This window comes from Novosphingobium soli (assembly GCF_042432915.1).
Classification (GTDB): domain Bacteria; phylum Pseudomonadota; class Alphaproteobacteria; order Sphingomonadales; family Sphingomonadaceae; genus Novosphingobium; species Novosphingobium soli.
Map to the genome: position 1 here is coordinate 1 of NZ_JBHLWK010000026.1, position 19,095 is coordinate 19,095.

A 19,095-nucleotide genomic window follows, 5' to 3' on the forward strand; every position below is an offset into this window, starting at 1 on the left:
TGCCATCATCTTCTGGTGCAATTGAGTCCGGAGCCTAGCTCAGGCCATCACCGCCACGCTGTCGCACACCAGCCGGACCAGCTCGGCCTGGCCGCGGACGCCGAGCTTGGCATAGAGCCGCTTGGAATAGTTGCGCGCGGTCTCCAGCGTCAGCCCCATCCGCTCCGCCGCTTCGGCGATCGAGAGCCCTTCGTTCAGGGCGATCGCCAGCTCCGCCTCCCGCGGCGGCAGGTCGAACAGCCGCGCAAGGCGGGCCGCGCTCTCCTGGGTGCGGGCATGGGGCAACCGGCATAGCGCGAGCATGGAGGGGCGCGGCATGTCTGCGGTGCTCGTCAGCAAGGCCTCGAGCCGCGGATGGTCGTGCAGCAAGACCGCGCGCGGCGCGGGCGGATCGGCGGAGGTGAAGGCTGCGGCGGCGGCGCCGAGCTCGCGCTCGGCCTGGACGCCCATGTCGCGCAGGCGCTCTCCCAGGCGGGGAACGTGCCCGAGGTGGTCGCGCATCCAGGCGTCCAGCCGGGGGTCGATAGCGAGCAGCCGGGCCTCCCGATCGAGCACCATCCAGGCCGTCGCGCTCCGGGCCAGCCCCTGGGTGCTGACGCTGGCCCTGATGCGGTGGCTTTCGAGCGTCACGTAGCTGCGCAATGCGGCTTCGACGTAAGGGACGAGCGTGGCGAGGATGGCGCTGTCCGCCGCGTCGCAGGCGCGGGCGCGCGCGAGCATCAGCCAGGCAGCGGTATCGCCGATGTCGGGGAGGCGCACCACCCGCTCGTCCGCGATGCCCAGCCGGCGCATCTTCGCCTGGCGGTCGGCGCGGAAGACGGGGTCGTGGTCGACGAACTCGCCGACGCCGTACACCCGGCCCGGCCGCAGGCGGTCATAGTGGACCCGTTCCAGCGCATGCGCCTCGAACGGATCGCGCTCGGCGACCGGCGGCATCGGGGCCGGCCGGAAGCGAACGGCCTGGGCGTGCGGGCCTTCGCCCTGTCGCACCACGAGGCCCGTGGATTCGGCGCCGGTGCGATGGCGCAGGCGGCGCAGGAACTCCGAAAGCTGCGCTTCCTCCCCGATCCCGCGCATCAGCGGCAGCAGGAGATCGGTTTCGTCGATGGAGGTCAGGGCCATCTACCTCCCATATGGGAGGTTTGCCGCTGTGTCATCCCTGCAAGGAACGATTCGTGCCCACGGACGCGAAGTTGACCGGCAAGGGGCCACCCCAACGAAGGGACGCCTTGATGAAGACGCTCACACACCTCGAACGGCTTGAGGCCGAATCCATCCACATCATCCGCGAGGTCGTCGCCGAGGCCGAGAAGCCGGTGATGCTCTATTCGGTCGGCAAGGACAGCGCGGTGATGCTGCACCTCGCGCGCAAGGCGTTCTATCCCTCGCCGCCGCCGTTCCCGCTGCTCCACGTCGACACGACCTGGAAGTTCAAGGCCATGTACGAGCTGCGCGACAAGATGGCGCGCGACAGTGGCATGGACCTGCTCGTCTACCAGAACCCGGAAGCGGTGGAGAAGGGCATCAATCCCTTCGACCACGGCGCGCTCCACACCGACATGTGGAAGACCGAAGGGCTCAAGCAGGCGCTGGACAAGTACGGCTTCGACGCGGCCTTCGGCGGCGCTCGCCGCGACGAGGAGAAGAGCCGCGCCAAGGAGCGCATCTTCTCGTTCCGCACCTCCAGCCATGGCTGGGACCCGAAGAACCAGCGCCCGGAGCTGTGGAACCTCTACAATGCGCGCAAGGCCAAGGGCGAGTCGATCCGCGTCTTCCCGATCTCGAACTGGACCGAGCTCGACATCTGGCAGTACATCCACCTGAACGACATCCCGATCGTGCCGCTCTACTTCGCGGACAAGCGACCGACCGTCGAGCGCGACGGCATGCTGTTGATGGTGGACGACGACCGCTTCCCGCTGAAGGACGGCGAGGAGCCGGTGATGCGCTCGATCCGCTTCCGCACGCTCGGCTGCTACCCGCTGACCGGCGCTGTCGAGAGCGAGGCCAAGACTCTTCCCGAGGTGATCCAGGAAACCCTGCTCACCACCACGTCCGAGCGGCAGGGCCGCGCCATCGACAAGGATGCCGGCGGTGCCGGCATGGAGGTCAAGAAGCAGCAGGGGTACTTCTAAAAGCCCCGTTCCCGTTGTCGCTCAGGCTGAGCTTGTCGAAGCCTTCGAGCGTAGCGCCAATGCCCTTCGACGAGCTCAGGGCAAGCGGAGAGAATTCCATGCCAGAAACTGAAACTAAGGACGCCGTCTACGTCACCGACGCGCTGATCGCCGAGGACATCGACGCCTATCTCGTGCAGCACGAACACAAGACGATGCTGCGCTTCATCACCTGCGGCAGCGTCGACGACGGCAAGTCCACGCTGATCGGTCGGCTGCTCTACGATTCCAAGATGATCTTCGAGGATCAGCTCGACGCGCTGACCGCCGACTCCAAGAAGGTCGGCACCCAGGGGCAGGAGATCGACTTCGCGCTGCTGGTGGACGGTCTTGCCGCCGAGCGCGAGCAGGGCATCACCATCGACGTCGCCTATCGCTTCTTCAACACCGAGAAGCGCAAGTTCATCGTCGCCGACTGCCCGGGCCACGAGCAGTACACCCGCAACATGGTGACCGGCGCCTCGACCGCCGACCTCGCGGTCATCCTGATCGATGCGCGCAAGGGCGTGCTGGTGCAGACTCGCCGCCACTCGTACCTGTGCCACCTGATCGGCATCCGGAACATCGTCCTGGCCGTCAACAAGATGGACCTGGTCGACTACGACGAGGCGGTGTTCGACGCCATCGTCAAGGACTACACCGAGTTCGCCGCCTCGATCGGGATCGAGAGCTTCACCGCGATGCCGATCTCCGGCTTCAAGGGCGACAACATCACGACGCTGTCGGAGAGTACGCCCTGGTACACCGCGCCCAAGTATGCCGGGACCACGCTGGTGGAGCACCTGGAGACGGTCGAGGTGCTGTCCTCGGTGGATGCCGACAAGCCGTTCCGCATGCCGGTGCAGTGGGTCAACCGCCCGAACCTCGACTTCCGCGGCTTCTCCGGGCTCATCGCCACCGGCGGCGTGAAGCCCGGCGACAAGATCCGCGTCCTGCCCTCGGGCAAGACGAGCACGATCACCCGCGTCGTCACCTTCGACGGCGACCTTGAGGAAGCGGTCGCCGGCCAGTCGGTGACCGTCTGCTTCGAGGACGAGATCGACTGCTCGCGCGGCTCGGTGATCGCGGTGGCGGACAATCCGCCGCAGACCGCCGACCAGTTCGAATCGACCATCGTGTGGCTGGCCGACGAGGCACTCGTCCCCGGACGCGCCTACTGGCTCAAGCTCGGCACGCAGATGGTCTCGGCGACGGTGCAGGAGCCGAAGTACACGGTCAACGTAAACACCATGGACCACATGGCGGCCAAGACGCTGGAGCTCAACGCGATCGGCGTCGCGGAAGTGACCACCGACAAGGCGATCGTGTTCGAGCCCTATGCGGACAACCGGACGCTGGGCGGCTTCATCCTGATCGACAAGATGACCAACGCCACCGTCGCCGCGGGCATGCTCAACTTCTCGCTGCGCCGCTCGCAGAACGTGCATTGGCAGGCCGTCGACATCGACCGCAGGCAGCACGCCAACCTCAAGAACCAGAAGCCGGCGGTGCTGTGGTTCACCGGGCTGTCGGGATCGGGCAAGTCGACCATCGCCAACATGGTGGAGAAGAAGCTGCATCGGATGAACCGGCACACCTTCCTCCTCGACGGCGACAACGTGCGCCATGGCCTGAACAAGGACCTGGGCTTCACCGAGGCCGACCGGATCGAGAACATCCGCCGCGTGGGCGAGGTCGCCAAGCTGATGACCGACGCCGGCCTGATCGTCATCACCGCGTTCATCTCGCCCTTCCAGGCGGATCGCGAGATGGTGCGCGCGATGATGCCCGAAGGCGAGTTCCTCGAGGTGTTCATCGACACCCCGCTCAAGGTGGCCGAGGCGCGCGACGTGAAGGGGCTCTACAAGAAGGCGCGGTCGGGCGAGCTCAAGAACTTCACCGGGATCGACAGTCCCTACGAAGCGCCGCGCAACCCCGAGATCCGGATCGACACTACCACGATGTCCCCCGACGAGGCCGCGACCCTCATCGTCGACACTCTGCTGGGAGACGCCTGATGAGCCTGTCCGACGGCGATCTCGCCGCGCATCTCGCCCGCGTGGCGGGGCAGATCCTGCTGCAGGTCCGCGCGTCCGGCCTGTTCGGGGGCAAGGCCCTGGGCAAGGCGGGAGACCAGACCGCCAACCAGTTCCTCTGCCACGCGCTGCGCGAGCAACGGCCGGACGATGGCCTGCTCTCCGAGGAGGAGAAGGACAGCGCCGAGCGCCTGGCGCTCAGCCGCGTGTGGATCGTCGACCCGGTCGACGGTACGCGCGAGTACGGCGAGGAGCGCGCCGACTGGGCGGTCCACGTCGGCATGGCAGTCGACGGAGCGCCCGTGCTGGGCGCGGTGGCGCTGCCGGGACTGGGCCTCGTCCTGCGTTCGGACCGGCCCGAGGAGGTTCCCGCCGCGCCCGGGAGGCTGCGCATGGTGGTGAGCCGCACCCGCCCCGCACCCGAGGCCACCGCCGTCGCCGAGGCGATCGGTGCCGAACTGGTGGCGATGGGCTCGGCCGGGGCCAAGGCCATGGCGGTGCTGCGCGGCGAGGCGGACATCTACCTCCATTCGGGCGGCCAGTACGAGTGGGACAGCTGCGCCCCGGCCGCGGTGGCGCTGGGGTGGGGCCTGCACGTCTCGCGCATCGACGGCAGCCCGCTCGTCTACAACCAGCAGGACGTCTACATGCCCGATTTGCTGATCTGCCGGAAGGAGCATGCCGACAGGGTGCTGCGCGAGGTGGCGGCGCTGGCCTGACGGTCCGTCGTCCTGGATCGTGCCGGGACGACGATATCGTGCGCCGCGGTGCGGATCGTCTCCAAGTCAACATTGCTGTTCAGTGGCGCCGTCGCTATAGCCGGCCCCTTTCCGGAGAGTTGGGGGCAGTATGGAAGCGAGGGCCAGGCGCCGGGTCAGGGACCCGGCCGCGACACGCGAGACGATCCTCGAGGCGGCCAGCAACCTGCTTGCCAAGGACGGGCTGGAGGGCGTCAGCCTCTCCGCCGTGGCTCATCTGGCGGCGGTCAACCGCGGCACCGCCTATCAGCACTTCGAGACGCGCGAGAAGCTGATCGAGGCCACCATCGACTGGGTCTCCGACAAGCTGTTCCGCGCCGTCTTCGGCGACCCGGAGACGATCGGCGAGCGCCGCGTGGAGGAGGTCGACACCGCCGCGCTGACCGACCGCCTCTGCGATTTCGCCATGGAAAACCCGGAGATCTGCCGCGTCTGGCTGCAGCAGGTCCTTGCCTCGCCCGATCCCAGCCAGGACCCGTTCTGGCGCGAATACGCGGGATCGCTCCAGCGCTTCGCGGAGACCAAGCTGGCGATGCCCGGAGTGGACGCGGAGGTGCTCTCGGTGCTCAACCTTGCGGGCATGTTCTTCTGGCCGATCTTCGTGCGCGCGCACGCCGCGAACGACCAGGAGCGCAACGACCTGTCCCGCCGCTTCAGCCACGAGATCCTGCGCCTCTCGATGTACGGTTCGATGAACGCCGAACGCTTCCCGGAAGTCGCGGCGCGGCTGGCGGGAGGCCCGGGGGCGGAGCGGCCCTGACACGCCTGCCACGCCCACTCTCTTCGCGCCTGCACACTTCCATTTCGCCTCCGCGATGCCATGCGCCGATGGCATTGACGGGGAGGGGGCGAACCCGTCAGCACGACGGGGAGGTTCGCCGCCCGCCGGGCCGACGAGGGAGTTGAAGCCATGTTTTCCGCCATCGTGATCGACAAGACCGAGGAGGGCCAGTCCGTCGGCCTCCAGCAGCTCGACGAGAGCGCCCTGCCCGAAGGTGACGTGACGATCGACGTTGCCTTCTCGACGCTCAACTTCAAGGACGGCCTCGCCATCACCGGCAGCTCGCCCGTGGTCCGCAAGTTCCCGATGGTCCCGGGCATCGACCTCGTCGGCACCGTGACCGAGAGCAGCCATGCCGATTGGAAGGCCGGCGACACCGTCGTCCTCAACGGCTGGGGCGTGGGCGAGGTCCACTGGGGTGGCCTGGCGCAGAAGGCACGGCTGAAGGGTGACTGGCTGGTGCCGCTGCCGGCAGCGTTCACGCCGGCGCAGGCGATGGCGATCGGCACCGCGGGCTACACCGCCGCGCTCTGCATCGACGCGCTGGCCGACTGGGGCGTGACGCCGGACCAGGGCGAGGTGCTGGTCACCGGCGCCACCGGCGGCGTCGGCTCGGTCGCGATCGCCATCCTGAAGAAGCTCGGCTTCTCGGTCGCGGCGCTCACCGGCAAGGCCGCCGAGGCGGACTATTTGAAGGCGCTGGGCGCGGAGACGGTGATCGACCGCGCCGAACTGTCGGAGAAGGGCAAGCCGCTGCAGAAGGAGCGCTGGGCGGGCGTCGTGGACACCGCCGGCAGCTTCACGCTCGCCAATGCCTGCGCGCAGACGAAGTACGGCGGCGCCGTGGCGGCCTGCGGCCTGGCGCAGGGCGCGGACCTGCCCGCCACCGTCATGCCCTTCATCCTGCGGGGCGTCGCGCTGCTCGGCATCGACAGCGTCATGGCGCCGAAGGCCAAGCGCCTCAAGGCGTGGGACCGGCTCGCCCGCGATCTCGATCCCGCCGCGCTCGAGACCATCGGCCAGACCATCGGCCTGGGCGAAGCGGTGGAGGCCGCGCGCAAGTTCATGTCGGGCGAGGTCAAGGGCCGCTACATCGTCGACGTGAACGCCTGAGCAAGGGCCGGCGGGTCGTGCGCCCGCCGGAACCCGGTTGCAATGACAACGAGGATGCCAATGACGGGTTCGGTGACGGTCGTGGAAGGGCTCTCGATAGCCCACGGCATACCGCTGGCGGAAGAGCAGGGGATCGGCGCGCTGACGCTGGGTGGCTACCTGCGCGAGGTCGTGGAGCGCTACGGCCCGCGCGAGGCGGCGGTGATCCACCTGGACGGCAAGGCCGTGCGCTGGACCTACGACGACCTCTACGCGCACGCAATGCGGGTGGCGCAATCGCTCCTGGCGCTGGGCACCGGCAAGGGCACCCGCGTCGGCATCCTCATGACCAACCGGCTGGAGTTCCTTTCGACCGCGTTCGGGGCAGCGCTCGCCGGGTGCGTGGCGACGCCGATCAGCACGTTCTTCACGCCCACCGAATTGGAGGTGGTGCTCAAGGCATCGGGCGTCTCGGTGCTCCTGCTGGAGCGCTCGGTGCTGCGCAAGGACTTCGCGGACATGCTGGCCGAGCTGGAGCCGGCGGTACTGGACGCGCAGCCCGGGGCACTGGCATCGCGCAAGTTCCCCTTCCTTCGCTACGCCGCCATGATCGGCGCCGACCGGCCCCACGGCATGATCGAGTCCTTCGACGCCTTCCTCGCCCGCGGTGAGGACGTGGACGAGGATCTCGTGCTCGCCGCCAGCGACGCCGTGGCGCCGTCCGATCCCGGCATCCTCCTGTTCTCCTCCGGCTCGACCGGCAAGGCCAAGGGCATCCTGAGCGCACATCGCGGCGTGTGCCTCCAGCTCTGGCGTTGGCCGCAGTGGTACGCCATCCGCGACGACCTGCCCGCGCGCACATGGTCGGCCAACGGGTTCTTCTGGTCCGGCAACTTCACGATGGCGCTGGGCGGCACGCTCTCGCGCGGGGGCACGCTGGTGCTGCAGCGCTGGTTCGATGCCGCCGAGGCGCTCGACCTCATGGCCAAGGAGCGCGCCAACATGGCGCTGGCCTGGCCGCACCAGTGGCCGCAGCTGGAGGCAGCGCCCAACTACGCGCAGGTCGACCTGTCCTCGCTGGTCTACGTGGACAGGCACATGCCGATCGCCCGCCATCCGACCGTGTCCAGCACCTGGGACGAGCCGGGGCAGGCCTACGGCAACACCGAGACCTTCACGCTCATCACCGTCTACGCCGCGGGCACCCCGGAGGCGATCGCCGGGAAATCGCACGGCATCCCGACGGCCGGCTCCACCATCAAGATCGTCGATCCGCTGACGGGCGCCACCATGCCGCTGGGCGAGCGCGGCGAGGTCGCGGTCAAGGGGCCGACCCTGATGCTGGGGTACCTCGGCATCCCGCTGGACGAATCGGTCGACGGTGACGGCTTTCTGCGCACCGCGGACGGCGGCTACATCGACGGCGAGGGGCGCCTGTTCTGGGAAGGCCGCCTCAACGACATCATCAAGACCGGCGGCGCCAACGTCTCGCCGCTGGAGATCGACGAGGTGATCCGCGCCCACCCCGAGGTGAAGGTCTCGCAGACGGTGGGTGTGCCCGACGAACTGCTGGGCGAACTGGTGGTCTCCTGCATCGTCCCGGTCGAGGGCACCGCACCCACGCCCGAGGCGATCCGCGACTTCGCGAAGGAGAAGCTGGCCAGCTACAAGTTGCCCCGCCGCATCCTGTTCGTCGCGGAATCGGACCTCGAGACCACCGGGAGCGCGAAGATCAAGACCGCCGAGCTGCGCAAGCTGGCGGCCGGTCGCCTGGCGGGCTGACCGGGATGGCAACGCCCGACTTCGCCGACTGGCTCGCGATCTGCAACCTCAAGGCGGCCTATTGCCGCCTGCTCGACACCAAGGATTGGGAGGGCTGGAAGCAGCTCTTCACCGAGGACTGCGTTGTCGATACAAGGCCGAGCGGGGGCACCCGCGAGGAGGGCCGCGACCGCTTCGTGGCGCAGGTCTCCCAGGCGCTGGCGGACGCCCGCACGGCGCACCAGATCCACTCGCCGCAGATCTCGATCGAGGGCGACCGCGCCGAGGTCGTCTGGGCGATGCAGGACCGCGTCATCAAGGACGATTTCGCACTGACCGGCTACGGTCACTATCACGAGGTCTGCCTGCGCACCCCGGAAGGCTGGAAGATTGCCGAGCAGACGCTGACGCGGCTCATCCTCGACATGGACCGGCGACCGGACCCGCGCGCGACCTGAGCGGTATCGCCGGGGCGCGTCGGACGGGCGCCGGGGCGATCTATCGTGACCGCGATAGGCGGGTGATAGGGGAGCCGTTATGCTCCCGAGAAATCGAGCGACCTGCAGGCAGCGGGCGCTGGCATGAGAGGGAGCAAGCGTGGGCAAGACGATCGTCATCACCGGTGCCGGAGCGGGTCTCGGCAAGTCCCTGGCGCGGCGGTTCGCCGCCGAGGGGGAGACGGTAGTCCTGCTCGGCCGTACCCTTTCCAAGGTGCAGGCCCTTGCCGATGAACTGGGCGGGGACGCGCTGGCCGTCGAATGTGACGTGGCGAGCGCCGATTCCGTGCGCGCTGCCTTCGCCACCATCGCCGAGGCGCACCCGCGCATCGACGTGCTCATCAACAACGCCGCGGTCTACGAGCCCTTCACCGTGGCCGAAGCGACCGACGGGCAGATCGACGGCATCATCGCCACCAACCTCAACGGCCCGATCTACTGCTGCCGCGCGGCCATCCCGATGATGGAGCGCGGCGGCCTCATCATCAACGTCGGCAGCGAATCCATCGACCTGCCTTTCGTCATGCTCTCGCTGTACCAGTGCACAAAGGCGGGGCTGGAGATGTTCACCGCCGCCCTCGAGCGCGAACTGGACGAGAGCGGCATCCGCGTCACGCTGCTGCGCGCCGGCTCGATGTTCGACGAGAGCAAGGAATTGCCCAACTGGGACCGCGACGCGGCGATGCGCTTCCACGCCGGTTGCGCGAAGAACGGGCTGGACCTGCGGGCCCGGCCGGTGTCGCACTCGAACTCGGTCACCGACGTGTTCCTCGCGGTCGTCGACCTGCCGGCCGACGTCCACGTTCCGCACCTCGTCATCGGCGGGCGCAGGCCCTGATCCCTTCTCCGATTTCTTGCCAAGGACCCCGACAATGACCACTCTTCCCGACGCCCGGCTCTACATCGACGGCAAGCTTCGCGATGCGACCGGGGGCGCGACCTTCGACGTGATCAGCCCCTGGACCGGCGAACCGGCCGGCAAGGCTGCCGATGCCACGGCGGCGGACGTGGACGAGGCGATCGCGGCGGCGCGGCGGGCCTTCGACACCACCGACTGGTCCACCAACGTCGAGAAGCGCGTGGCGCTCGTGCGCAAGTACCGCGAGCTGTTCGAGCGGGACCGGGCGCGGCTCGGCCAGCTCGCCATGCACGAAGCCGGTGCGGCGCTGGGCGCGGTGAACCGGGCGCACGTCGACATGGCCCTCGACGGTTGGGACGACTACATGACCGTCTTCGACAAGATCGAGTGGGAGAAGGACTACGGCGAGAAGCCGGCCTTCGGGATGATCCACAAGCGTCTCGGCGTGCGCGAGGCGGTCGGGGTCGTGGGAGCGATCACGCCCTGGAACGTCCCGCTCTACGTCAACATCGGCAAGGTCGTCGCCGCGCTTCTGGCAGGCTGCACCGTCATCCTCAAGCCCGCGCCGAACACCCCCGGGATGGGCGCGATCTTCGGTGAGCTGGCGGCGGAAGCCGGGTTCCCGGCAGGCGTCATCAACGTGGTCTTCGGCGCCGATCCAGCCCTGGCGGGCGAGATGCTGGTGCAGGACCCGCGCGTCGATCTCATCTCGTTCACTGGCTCCACCGGCGTGGGCAAGCGCATCATGGAGCAGGGGGCTGCCACGCTGAAGCGGGTGTTCCTCGAACTGGGTGGCAAGTCCGCCAAGATCGTGCTCGACGACGCGCCCAACTTCGCGATGGACGTGGCGATGACCATGCTGGTGTTCCACGCCGGGCAGGGCTGCGCGGTGCAGTCGCGCCTGCTCGTCCCCAAGAGCCGCTACGAGGAGGCCAAGGCTATCCTCAAGGGCGCCTACGGCCAGTTCGGCGACAACTGGGGCGATCCCAACGACCCGGCGCACATCATGGGCCCGGTGGTGTCCCGCCGCCAGATGGAGCGGGTCAAGAGCTACATCGACCTCGGCCAGGAAGAGGGCGCGACGCTGCTGGTGGGCGGCAATATCCGCCCGGACAAGGGCGGCGGCTTCTTCGTCGAGCCCACCTGCTTCGTCGACGTCACCAACGACATGCGGATCGCCCAGGAGGAGATCTTCGGGCCGGTCCTGGTGGTGATCCCCTACGAGGACGACGAGGACGCGATTCGGATCGCCAACGAAAGCTCCTACGGCCTGTCCGGCGGCGTTTCGGGCAGCCACGACCGCGCGATCAACATCGCCCGGCGCGTGCGCACCGGCTCGATGAGCGTCAACAACGGCATGTGCATCTCGGGCGACATCCCGTTCGGCGGCTTCAAGGCCAGCGGCATGGGCCGCGAATGGGGCCTCGAGGGCATCGAGGAGTACACCGACGTCAAGATGCTGGCGTGGCCGGTCGCGCAGGCGGAGCCTGCCTGAGACGAGCCCGACGATGGTGGACGGGCCTGAGACCGTCGAGACGGATCACCTCGCCGGGGTTGATCCGTCGCTGGCGGCGGCGGTGATCCAGGCCTGCGCCGAAGTCAGCCACAACGTCAACGGCCAGAAGCTCGGCCGCAAGGGGAGGGTGACGCGCGAGCGCATCCTCGCCGCCGCGCTCGAAGTGATCGAGAACACGGACGAGCCGGTCACGCTGGGCCGGGTGGCGCGCCGGGTCTCGCTGGGCATGACCTCGGTCTACAACTACTTCACGGACATGACCGAGCTGCTCCTGGCCGTGCTCGATCCGGTCATGGCGACGGCCGAGCAGGATTATCTGTGCGTCCTGCGCGAGCGTTGGCCCGATGATGCCCTGTTCGACCACTGCTACCGGTTCGTCCGCGCCTACCACGCATTCTGGTTGCGCCATTCCCGCCTGCTGCACTTGCGCAACGCGCTCGCCGACCAGCAGGACGCGCGGATGGTGCGGCATCGCATCGTCAGCAGCCGTCCCATCATCGCGCTGCTGCTGCGGCAGATGGGCCAGGAGGCGATGGGTCTCGGGCCCCATACCTCCATGGCGACGATGGTCATGATCGGGATCGAGCGCTCGGTGACGCTGGTGACCGATCGCGAACTGCGCCGCCTCGTCGGCATCGAGCCCGAACTGAGCGAGGATCGCTACCTCGTCCCCGGCGCGCGGCTGATGGAGTTCGCCATCGCGGATGCGCGCTCGGGCGGTTGCGGCGAGCGGCCGGTGGCACTGCTGGACTGACCACCGGCCGCCGCGTCAGAGCGATCCGGAAGCGGAGTCTCCGCCTCTGTCCGATCTGGATGCGGGCGCGGCAGCGCGAGCCGCGCCGGTGAACTTACTTGGACTTGCCGCCCACGCCCTTGAGGTAGGCTTCCATGCCCTTGATGTAGTCCGGGTTCAGCATCAAGGCGCTGTTCGCCATGCGCTCGACGTGCCGGGCGGAATCCCGGCCGACCTCGGCACAGAGCTCGATCGCGACCTTGGCGGCGCCCATCTGCTCGCCGTTCTGCTTGGTCAGGTGGCGACAGAAGTCCATCACCTCCTGCTCGAAGGTTGCGTCCTCGTAGACCTGATGGACGAGGCCCATGGTGAAGGCCATGTCCGCGCTGGCGGGCTTGTTGGCCATGACCAGCCAGCGGGTCCAGTGCGGACCGCAGATCCGCGTCAGGCGCGAGACGCCGCCGGAGGCCGGCAGCACGCCGAACAGGCCTTCGGGGAACGCGTAGCCCGCGCTCTTTGCGGCCAGGCGGAAGTCGCACGAGAGGCTCATCTCCAGCCCGCCGCCCACGCACATGGCGTGGTGGGCGACGACGATGGGCTTCTCGATGTGCTCCATCTCGTCCCACAGCTGCTGCATGTTGTTGAGGTTGAGCCTGTGGTTCTCGCGGATGCCGCGCGCGCTGGCGCTGTTGTAGACCGGCGAGATCGTATTCTGGTTGCCTCCGCGCAGATCGGCGCCCGAGCTGAAGTAGCGGCCGGTGGAGCGAATCAGCATGACCTTGAGCTCGGGCGTGTCGCGCAGGCGCAGCACCGCCGCCGTCAGCAGGTCCATCATCTCGCGGCTGATCGCGTTGAGCTTGTCGGGGCGATTCAGCGTGGCGACCAGGATGCCGTCGCGTTCCTCGGTCAGCAGGTGCGGTGCTTCGTCGGTCATTGCGGTCTCCTCAGCCACGGGTGCGCGGCAGGCCCAGGCCGCGTTCGGCCACCATCGAGCGATGGACCTCGCTGGTGCCGCCGTAGATCGTGGTGCCGGCAGCGTGGCGATAGCACTGGTTCAGGAAGCCCGCAGGCCCCTCGCGCTTGGACAGCGAGACCGGCGCCGTGAGGTCGAGCAGATCGCGGCTGTCGCTGAGGAACTTTTCGGAGGAATACATCTTCGACATCGGTCCGAAGCCGTGGTTCGGCTTCTTCTCGACACTGGCCCACTGCGAGCGGTAGGTCAGCATGTCGGAGATCCACAAGTGCGCCACGCTGCGCGCCAGGCGGCACTGCGTGCGCACCTCGCCGGCAATGCCGAGCTCTTCGGTCAGCGCCTCGGCCGCCTCGATCATGGCCTTCATGACCTTGGAGAAGCCGCCGCCGTGCTCCAGCTCGAGCGCGGCGCTCATCGTCTTCACGCCGCCGTCGATCTCGCCCAGGCGCCACGAGTCCGGCACCACCACCCCGTCGTAGAAGGTGACGTTGGTGCGCTCGTCCTGGAAGGTGTGGACCGCCTGGACGGTGACGCCCTCCGTCTTGAGCGGGACGATGAACATGGTCAGGCCCTTGTGCTTGGGCACATCCGGGTTGGTCCGTGTGAGCATCAGCACGTAGGTGGAGAGGTTGGCGCCGCTGGTCCACATCTTGGTGCCGTCGATGCGCCAGGAGCCGTCTTCCTGCTGCGTCGCCTTGCACTGCGCGGCGAAGACGTCGGAGCCGCAGGACGGCTCGGAGTAGCCCAGCGAGCAGAGCACGTCGCCGTTGACGATCTGCGGCAGCACTTCGGCCTTGAGCTCGTCGCTCCCGTACTTGTCGATCACCATGGCGACCATCGCGGCCACGTTCGCGCCGGGCGTGTTGTAGCCCTGCCGTTCCATCTCGCCCATCGCCGCGATGCGGGCGTAGGGCGTGATGTTGCGGCCGGAGAGATGCTCCGGTAGGCCCGGGAAGAGCAGATTGTGCTCGGCCAGCATCTTGTGGACTTCGGGGACGTAGCCTTCCCAGGAGTAGTGGAACTTGGCCTTTTGCTCCGGCGTCACCTTGGTGGCGAAGAGCTCGGCGATCTCGGCGCAGACCTGCCGCGCCTCGTCCCCGAGGTCGAAGTCGAGGGGCACCTCGCCCGATTCCGGCAGCGCGGGCTGCTCTCCGGCATAGAGCCGGCGGCCGGCTTCCTCCAGCGCGAGCGCCGGGTCGCCCGCGACCAGCGGCCAGGCCTTGGCCCGCAGGTTGTAGAGGTGGATGTCGTACTCGTTCGACAGGCCGTAGCCGCCGAAGGTGTGCAGCCCCTGCGCCACCGCGCGCGCCGCCGCGTCGCAGGCGTACCAGTAGGCGAGCGAGATCGTCGGGCCGGCTTCCGCCGAGCCGTCGAAGATGTCGCGGATCGCCTTCCACGCGAGGAACTTGGCACCGTCGGTGTCGCACACGAGGTCGGCAAGCGGGTGCGAGATGCCCTGGAAGGTGCCGATGAGCTGGCCGAAGGCCTTGCGCTCGCCGGCATAGGCGGCCGCCATCTGCAGCGCCTGCCGGCCGAGGCCGGAGAGCGCGACGGCCATGTAGAGCTTCCACTCCTCCAACGCGGCGCCGAACGCCTGCACCGCTTCCTCGCCGGACGCGAGCACGGTCAGCTCCGCGGCGGCGAGTTCGATCTCGGCGATGGGGGTAGTGGCGAGGTTCTCCTCGGCCTTCGCGGCACCTTCGGCCAGAACCGCGAGCACCACTTCGGAGCCGCGCCGGGCGATCACGGCCCGCGCCACCGTCCCGCCCGCGATCCACTGCTTCGGCCGCTCGGCAAGGTCGTGCATGGCGATGGTGACCACCGCCTCGCCGGCGATCGCCTGCTCCAGAAGGTCTTCCTGCCCGCCCAGCTGGCCCAGCAGGCGGGCGGCGACGAGCGCTTCGGCGAGCGGCCCGGAAACCAGCGTCCGCCCGGCCTCTTCCATCAGCAGCGCCGCGTCGAACAGTCCGAGCCCCATGCCGCCCGCATCTTCCGGCACGCGCATGGCGAAGGCGCCGAGGTCGGCGAGCCCGCTCCACAAGGCGCTGTCGAAGCCGGCCGTCTCATGCGCCTTGCGCACGCGCACCGTGCTGGAATTCTCGTCGAGAAAGCGCGCGAAGGTGTCGCGCATCATTTCCTGTTCGTCGGTCAGATCGAAGTTCATGGCAGGCTTTCCCGGGGCTTATCGTTGTCGATCGGGGCGGACAGGCACGCCTCTCGCATCGGTCCTGAACACAGGTTGCGAAGGCGTTCAATCCGGCCCGGGTGGCAATCGCGGGCGCGATGGAGAGTGTCGGCGATGTCGGCGACGGGCTCGCTCTCCCGCCGCCCGGGGCAAGGGCAGTGCCCCCGCACGGGGATGCCAATCGCACATGCGATGGCTGGTGATCCGGCGCTTGCCGTATGGCCTGGGCGGTGCGGGAGCGATAGTCTCGGACGTGAACGGCAAGGCTGAAGACCCACGATGGGCGGGCCTGCCGGGCGGATCATCCGTCTTGGGAAAGGAGCGCCGTGATCGCCTGTGCGCCCGCAGATGCGTTCCTGCTGCCCGGCTACCGGCGCTTCCTCCGGGTCGAGCCTGCGGGGAATGACCCGGCCGGCCGCGTTCTTGCGCTGCTGGAGGACGACCTGCACGCCATGGCGGTGGAGCTACGGCACCGGGACGGGATCGTGACGGGCGTGGAGGCCTTCATGGACCGGGCGCCCTGGACGACCTGCCCGGGGGCGCAGGAGGCACTCCGTCGCACGTTCATGGGTCAGCCGCTGAGAGAGGTGACCGCCAGGCGGGAAAAGCAGGCGAACTGCACCCATCTGCACGACCTCGCGGTCCTGGCCGCCGCGCATGCGAGCGATCGCGCGCCCCAAGCCTACGAGATCGCCGTCAGCGACCCGGACGCGGGTGAGCGCGTGCTGGAGATCCGCGGCGGCGGTACGGCGCTGCACCGGTGGGTGGAGCAGGACGGGACCTTGATCGAGCCCCTGGAGATCCGGGGGCTCTCGCTCCTCTCGTTGCGGGACTGGATCTCAGGCCTGTCCGGCGCCCGCCAGGAAGCGGCGCGCCTGCTCCAGTGGGCGGGCCTGGTGGCTCACAGCCGCACGTATTCCGACGAGGAAAAGCGCGCTGCGCTGTTTCACCGGCCGAGCTGCTTCACGATGCAGCCGGAGCGGGCGGGAAAGGCCGTGGGACCCGCGCCCATGGAGGACTTCACCCGCGAGACGCCGCAGCGTTTGGACCGGCTGCGCACGCGCTTCGCCGTCACGCGCGCCGGACAAGGACAAGAACCAGAACAACGGGAAGAAGCACCGGCATCCACGATCAAGGGAGACGAGAGATGGAAATGAACGACATGGTCATCATCAGCGTCGATGACCACATCAGCGAGCCGCCGGACATGTTCAAGAACCACCTGTCGGGTGCGCTGCTCGAAAGCGCGCCGAAGCTGGTGAAGGACGACAACGGCAAGGACGTGTGGGTGTACCAGGGCCAGAGCTTCGCCTCGGTGGCGCTCAACGCGGTGGTCGGGCGGCCCTTCGAGGAATACGGGATGGAGCCCACCTCGCTCGACCAGTTGCGCGAGGGCGTCTACATGGTCGACGAGCGCGTGAAGGACATGGATGTCAACGGCATCGCGGCCTCGCTCAACTTCGGCTCGGTGTTCGATTTCGCCGGCGGGCGGCTCCACCGCGTCCCCGACAAGGACCTCGCGGTCAAGCACGTGAGCGCCTACAACGACTGGCATATCGACGAATGGTGCGGGTCCCACCCCGGCCGCTTCATTCCCTGCGCCATCCTGCCGACGTGGAACATGGACGCGACCCTGGCCGAGCTGAAGCGCGTTTCGGACAAGGGGTGCCATACGGTCTCGATCAGCGAAAACCCGACCTGCCAGGGGCTTCCCAGCATCCACAACGCGTACTGGGATCCGTTCTACAAGGCGATCAACGACCTCGACATGACGATCTGCCTCCATATCGGCGGCGGCAACCCGGCTCCGCATGCCTCCATGGAGACGCCGATCGAAGCGTGGATCTCGACCATGCCGATGACGATTGCCTATGCCGCGTCGGACTGGCTGCAACTGGAGGCGCTGCACGACTACCCGGACCTGCGCATCGCCCTGTCCGAGGGGTCGATCGGTTGGGTGCCCTATTTCACCGAGCGCGCCGACTTCTCGAACTCGCGCCACAAGTACTGGACCCACTCGCGCTTCCAGCAGCTGAAGCCGAGCGAGATGTTCAGGCGGCACTTCCTCAACTGCTTCATCGACGATGCCTTCGGCCTGCAGAACATCGGCTTCATCGGCGAGGACAACATCGCCTACGAGTGCGACTACCCGCACTCGGACACGCTGTGGCCCGAGGTGCCGGAGCGGCTGTGGCCTACGATCAATCACCTCACGGACGCGCAGATCGACAAGATCACGCACCTGAACGCAATGCGCTGGTTCCGTTTCGATCCCTTCCAACATCACGCGAAGGCGGACCTGACGGTGGGCGCGCTGCGCGAAAAGGCGCGCCAGGCCGGCGTCGACGTGACGCCCAAGTCCTCGCTGGGCGAGCGGCCCCTGGCGGAGGGCGAAGTGCGCCCGGTGACTTCGGGCGACATCATGAAGATGTTCGTGCGCCACGAGGATGCCGATCGGATGAGCCGCATGGCGCAGGAGGCCTGACCGACACGCGCCCTCCGCGGTCGGGGAGCGATCCCCGGCCGCGGGGCAGGGGGGGTATCCCGGCATCATCGCCTGACGCGAAAAAAAAAGCACCCCGCAAGTGGCCTCGCGGGGTGCTTTCCGTTGGGTTCGGAATGGATCAGGCGGCGTGCGAGAACTGCTCGACCGTCGACTGCTGGTGATGGTGGTGCGAAGGGCCGTCCGGCAGGCAGGCGCGCATGGCGTCGCTCAGGCACTGGAACAGCGCTTCCGGATTCACCTTGTCGTCCTTGCCGTAGATCACGCTGACCACCAGGGGGTGGCCTTCGGGCTGGCGCGGGACGAGGCCGCTGAGGGCATCCGCGCCCGTGCCGAAGCCGGCAGGGCCGAACAGGTGGCGCGGCTCGCGACAGCCGTCGATCCGGGCCATCATCTCGGAAAAGGCGAACTTCTCCTGCTCGGCGGCTTCCGCGTTCAGGCGGCGCACCATGCCCTCGCAGCGCTGGCGCGCGACCGTGGACAGCATCAGCCAGCCCGGGGCGCTGCGGGCCAGCGGCTCCTTGACGCCGCCGGCCAGTTCGCGCGTGGCGGCAAGCGCACGCGGACCATGGCGCCAGTTCACGATCTGCGCGTCGAGGCCGACCATCGAGTGCAGGGCGACCGAGAGGCCGGTCTGCGCCACCAGACGGTCCATCAGGCGCACGATCCGCCCGTCGCGCACCAGTTCGGGCTGGCCGGAGGTGCCGATCAGCGCCGCGCGCGGGGTGAGGCTGTAGGCGCGGGAATAGGGATCCTTGTGAAGAAGCCCGAGTTCCACCAGGCTCGACAGAAGTTCCGAAGTGCTGGACTGCGGGCGATTGTAGCGCCGCACGATGTCCATGACAGTTGCTTCGCGATGGGCATCGTCGAAGTACTCCAGTACCTCGATCACGCGCCTTGCGATCTTAGCCTTATTCGATGACGACGTCTTGCCAGCCATGAGGTCTCTCCTCCCTCCGATTGGTTGATGAACTCGATCTTCTTGCCGAGTGCCTCAATCCCCGAGTCGTTGCCCAGATAACTGAGTCATTCTCGTTTTTTGCTGACTTGGGTTAGCATCAACAGCGGTGTTCATCAAGCACCACTTTTGTATACGAACCTGATGGGGAGCTTGGCTGCCTCGGGAACGGATGCATCCGCTTCCGCTCGCTCCTCCCGACGCGTTCGAGTATGTCGGGAGCGCGGGGACTGGTCAACGGCGCCGCTCCGGTCCATGTTCCGCATCGAACCGTGGCAATCACTCTGGAA

The 19,095-nt window shown here is 67.9% G+C and carries 16 protein-coding genes; 12 read left to right on the forward strand and 4 right to left on the reverse strand.

From position 1 onward, the window contains the following. Positions 1-39: 39 nt before the first annotated feature. A complete protein-coding gene (locus ACFFJC_RS18900; RefSeq protein WP_379488952.1) occupies positions 40-1,122 on the reverse strand; it encodes a helix-turn-helix transcriptional regulator in 1,083 nt (360 codons plus the stop codon). An 11-nt stretch (positions 1,123-1,133) separates the two neighbouring features. Between ACFFJC_RS18900 and cysD the strand changes: the two genes are divergently transcribed. The 10 genes from cysD to ACFFJC_RS18950 all read left to right on the forward strand — a co-directional run bounded on the left by cysD (position 1,134) and on the right by ACFFJC_RS18950 (position 12,207). Continuing rightward, a complete protein-coding gene (gene cysD / locus ACFFJC_RS18905; protein ID WP_379488953.1) occupies positions 1,134-2,135 on the forward strand; it encodes a sulfate adenylyltransferase subunit CysD in 1,002 nt (333 codons plus the stop codon). A gap of 98 nt (positions 2,136-2,233) precedes the next feature. After that, positions 2,234-4,171, forward strand: coding sequence for a sulfate adenylyltransferase subunit CysN (cysN, locus tag ACFFJC_RS18910; protein ID WP_379488954.1), 1,938 nt, complete (start codon positions 2,234-2,236; stop codon positions 4,169-4,171). Then, positions 4,171-4,908: a 3'(2'),5'-bisphosphate nucleotidase CysQ gene (locus tag ACFFJC_RS18915; protein ID WP_379488955.1), complete on the forward strand. Its 738-nt coding sequence runs from the start codon at positions 4,171-4,173 to the stop codon at positions 4,906-4,908. Before cysN ends, ACFFJC_RS18915 begins: the two co-directional genes overlap by 1 nt. A gap of 130 nt (positions 4,909-5,038) precedes the next feature. Next, positions 5,039-5,707 carry a TetR/AcrR family transcriptional regulator gene (locus ACFFJC_RS18920; RefSeq protein ID WP_379488956.1) on the forward strand — a complete coding sequence of 223 codons (669 nt, stop codon included), beginning with the start codon at positions 5,039-5,041 and terminating at the stop codon, positions 5,705-5,707. 150 nt (positions 5,708-5,857) lie between these two features. Continuing rightward, positions 5,858-6,841, forward strand: coding sequence for an acrylyl-CoA reductase (NADPH) (acuI, locus tag ACFFJC_RS18925; RefSeq protein ID WP_379488957.1), 984 nt, complete (start codon positions 5,858-5,860; stop codon positions 6,839-6,841). A 54-nt stretch (positions 6,842-6,895) separates the two neighbouring features. Continuing rightward, a complete protein-coding gene (locus ACFFJC_RS18930; RefSeq protein WP_379488958.1) occupies positions 6,896-8,602 on the forward strand; it encodes a class I adenylate-forming enzyme family protein in 1,707 nt (568 codons plus the stop codon). A 5-nt stretch (positions 8,603-8,607) separates the two neighbouring features. After that, the gene (locus ACFFJC_RS18935; protein WP_379488959.1) at positions 8,608-9,039 is read left to right on the forward strand and encodes a nuclear transport factor 2 family protein; all 432 of its coding nucleotides are present in this window, start codon (positions 8,608-8,610) and stop codon (positions 9,037-9,039) included. Between the two features lie 139 nt (positions 9,040-9,178). Beyond that, a complete protein-coding gene (locus ACFFJC_RS18940) occupies positions 9,179-9,916 on the forward strand; it encodes an SDR family oxidoreductase (RefSeq protein ID WP_379488960.1) in 738 nt (245 codons plus the stop codon). A 34-nt stretch (positions 9,917-9,950) separates the two neighbouring features. Then, on the forward strand, positions 9,951-11,432 hold the full coding sequence (locus ACFFJC_RS18945; RefSeq protein ID WP_379488961.1) for an aldehyde dehydrogenase family protein: 1,482 nt from the start codon (positions 9,951-9,953) through the stop codon (positions 11,430-11,432). Between the two features lie 13 nt (positions 11,433-11,445). Next, positions 11,446-12,207, forward strand: coding sequence for a TetR/AcrR family transcriptional regulator (locus tag ACFFJC_RS18950; RefSeq protein WP_379488962.1), 762 nt, complete (start codon positions 11,446-11,448; stop codon positions 12,205-12,207). 94 nt (positions 12,208-12,301) lie between these two features. On the opposite strand, the gene ACFFJC_RS18955 is transcribed toward ACFFJC_RS18950, so the two are convergent. Together ACFFJC_RS18955 and ACFFJC_RS18960 are read right to left on the reverse strand one after the other, a co-directional pair. After that, positions 12,302-13,120, reverse strand: coding sequence for an enoyl-CoA hydratase/isomerase family protein (locus ACFFJC_RS18955; protein WP_379488963.1), 819 nt, complete (start codon positions 13,118-13,120; stop codon positions 12,302-12,304). A gap of 10 nt (positions 13,121-13,130) precedes the next feature. After that, the gene (locus ACFFJC_RS18960) at positions 13,131-15,323 is read right to left on the reverse strand and encodes an acyl-CoA dehydrogenase family protein (RefSeq protein ID WP_379488964.1); all 2,193 of its coding nucleotides are present in this window, start codon (positions 15,321-15,323) and stop codon (positions 13,131-13,133) included. A gap of 347 nt (positions 15,324-15,670) precedes the next feature. On the opposite strand from ACFFJC_RS18960, the gene ACFFJC_RS18965 reads away from it, so the two are divergent. Both ACFFJC_RS18965 and ACFFJC_RS18970 read left to right on the forward strand, forming a co-directional pair. Next, positions 15,671-16,501 carry a DUF2889 domain-containing protein gene (locus ACFFJC_RS18965; RefSeq protein ID WP_379488965.1) on the forward strand — a complete coding sequence of 277 codons (831 nt, stop codon included), beginning with the start codon at positions 15,671-15,673 and terminating at the stop codon, positions 16,499-16,501. Continuing rightward, on the forward strand, positions 16,492-17,829 hold the full coding sequence (locus ACFFJC_RS18970) for an amidohydrolase family protein (RefSeq protein ID WP_379488966.1): 1,338 nt from the start codon (positions 16,492-16,494) through the stop codon (positions 17,827-17,829). The genes ACFFJC_RS18965 and ACFFJC_RS18970 overlap by 10 nt, the downstream gene beginning before the upstream one ends. A 139-nt stretch (positions 17,830-17,968) precedes the next feature. On the opposite strand, the gene ACFFJC_RS18975 is transcribed toward ACFFJC_RS18970, so the two are convergent. Beyond that, the gene (locus tag ACFFJC_RS18975) at positions 17,969-18,739 is read right to left on the reverse strand and encodes a helix-turn-helix domain-containing protein (protein ID WP_379488967.1); all 771 of its coding nucleotides are present in this window, start codon (positions 18,737-18,739) and stop codon (positions 17,969-17,971) included. Positions 18,740-19,095: the final 356 nt, after the last annotated feature.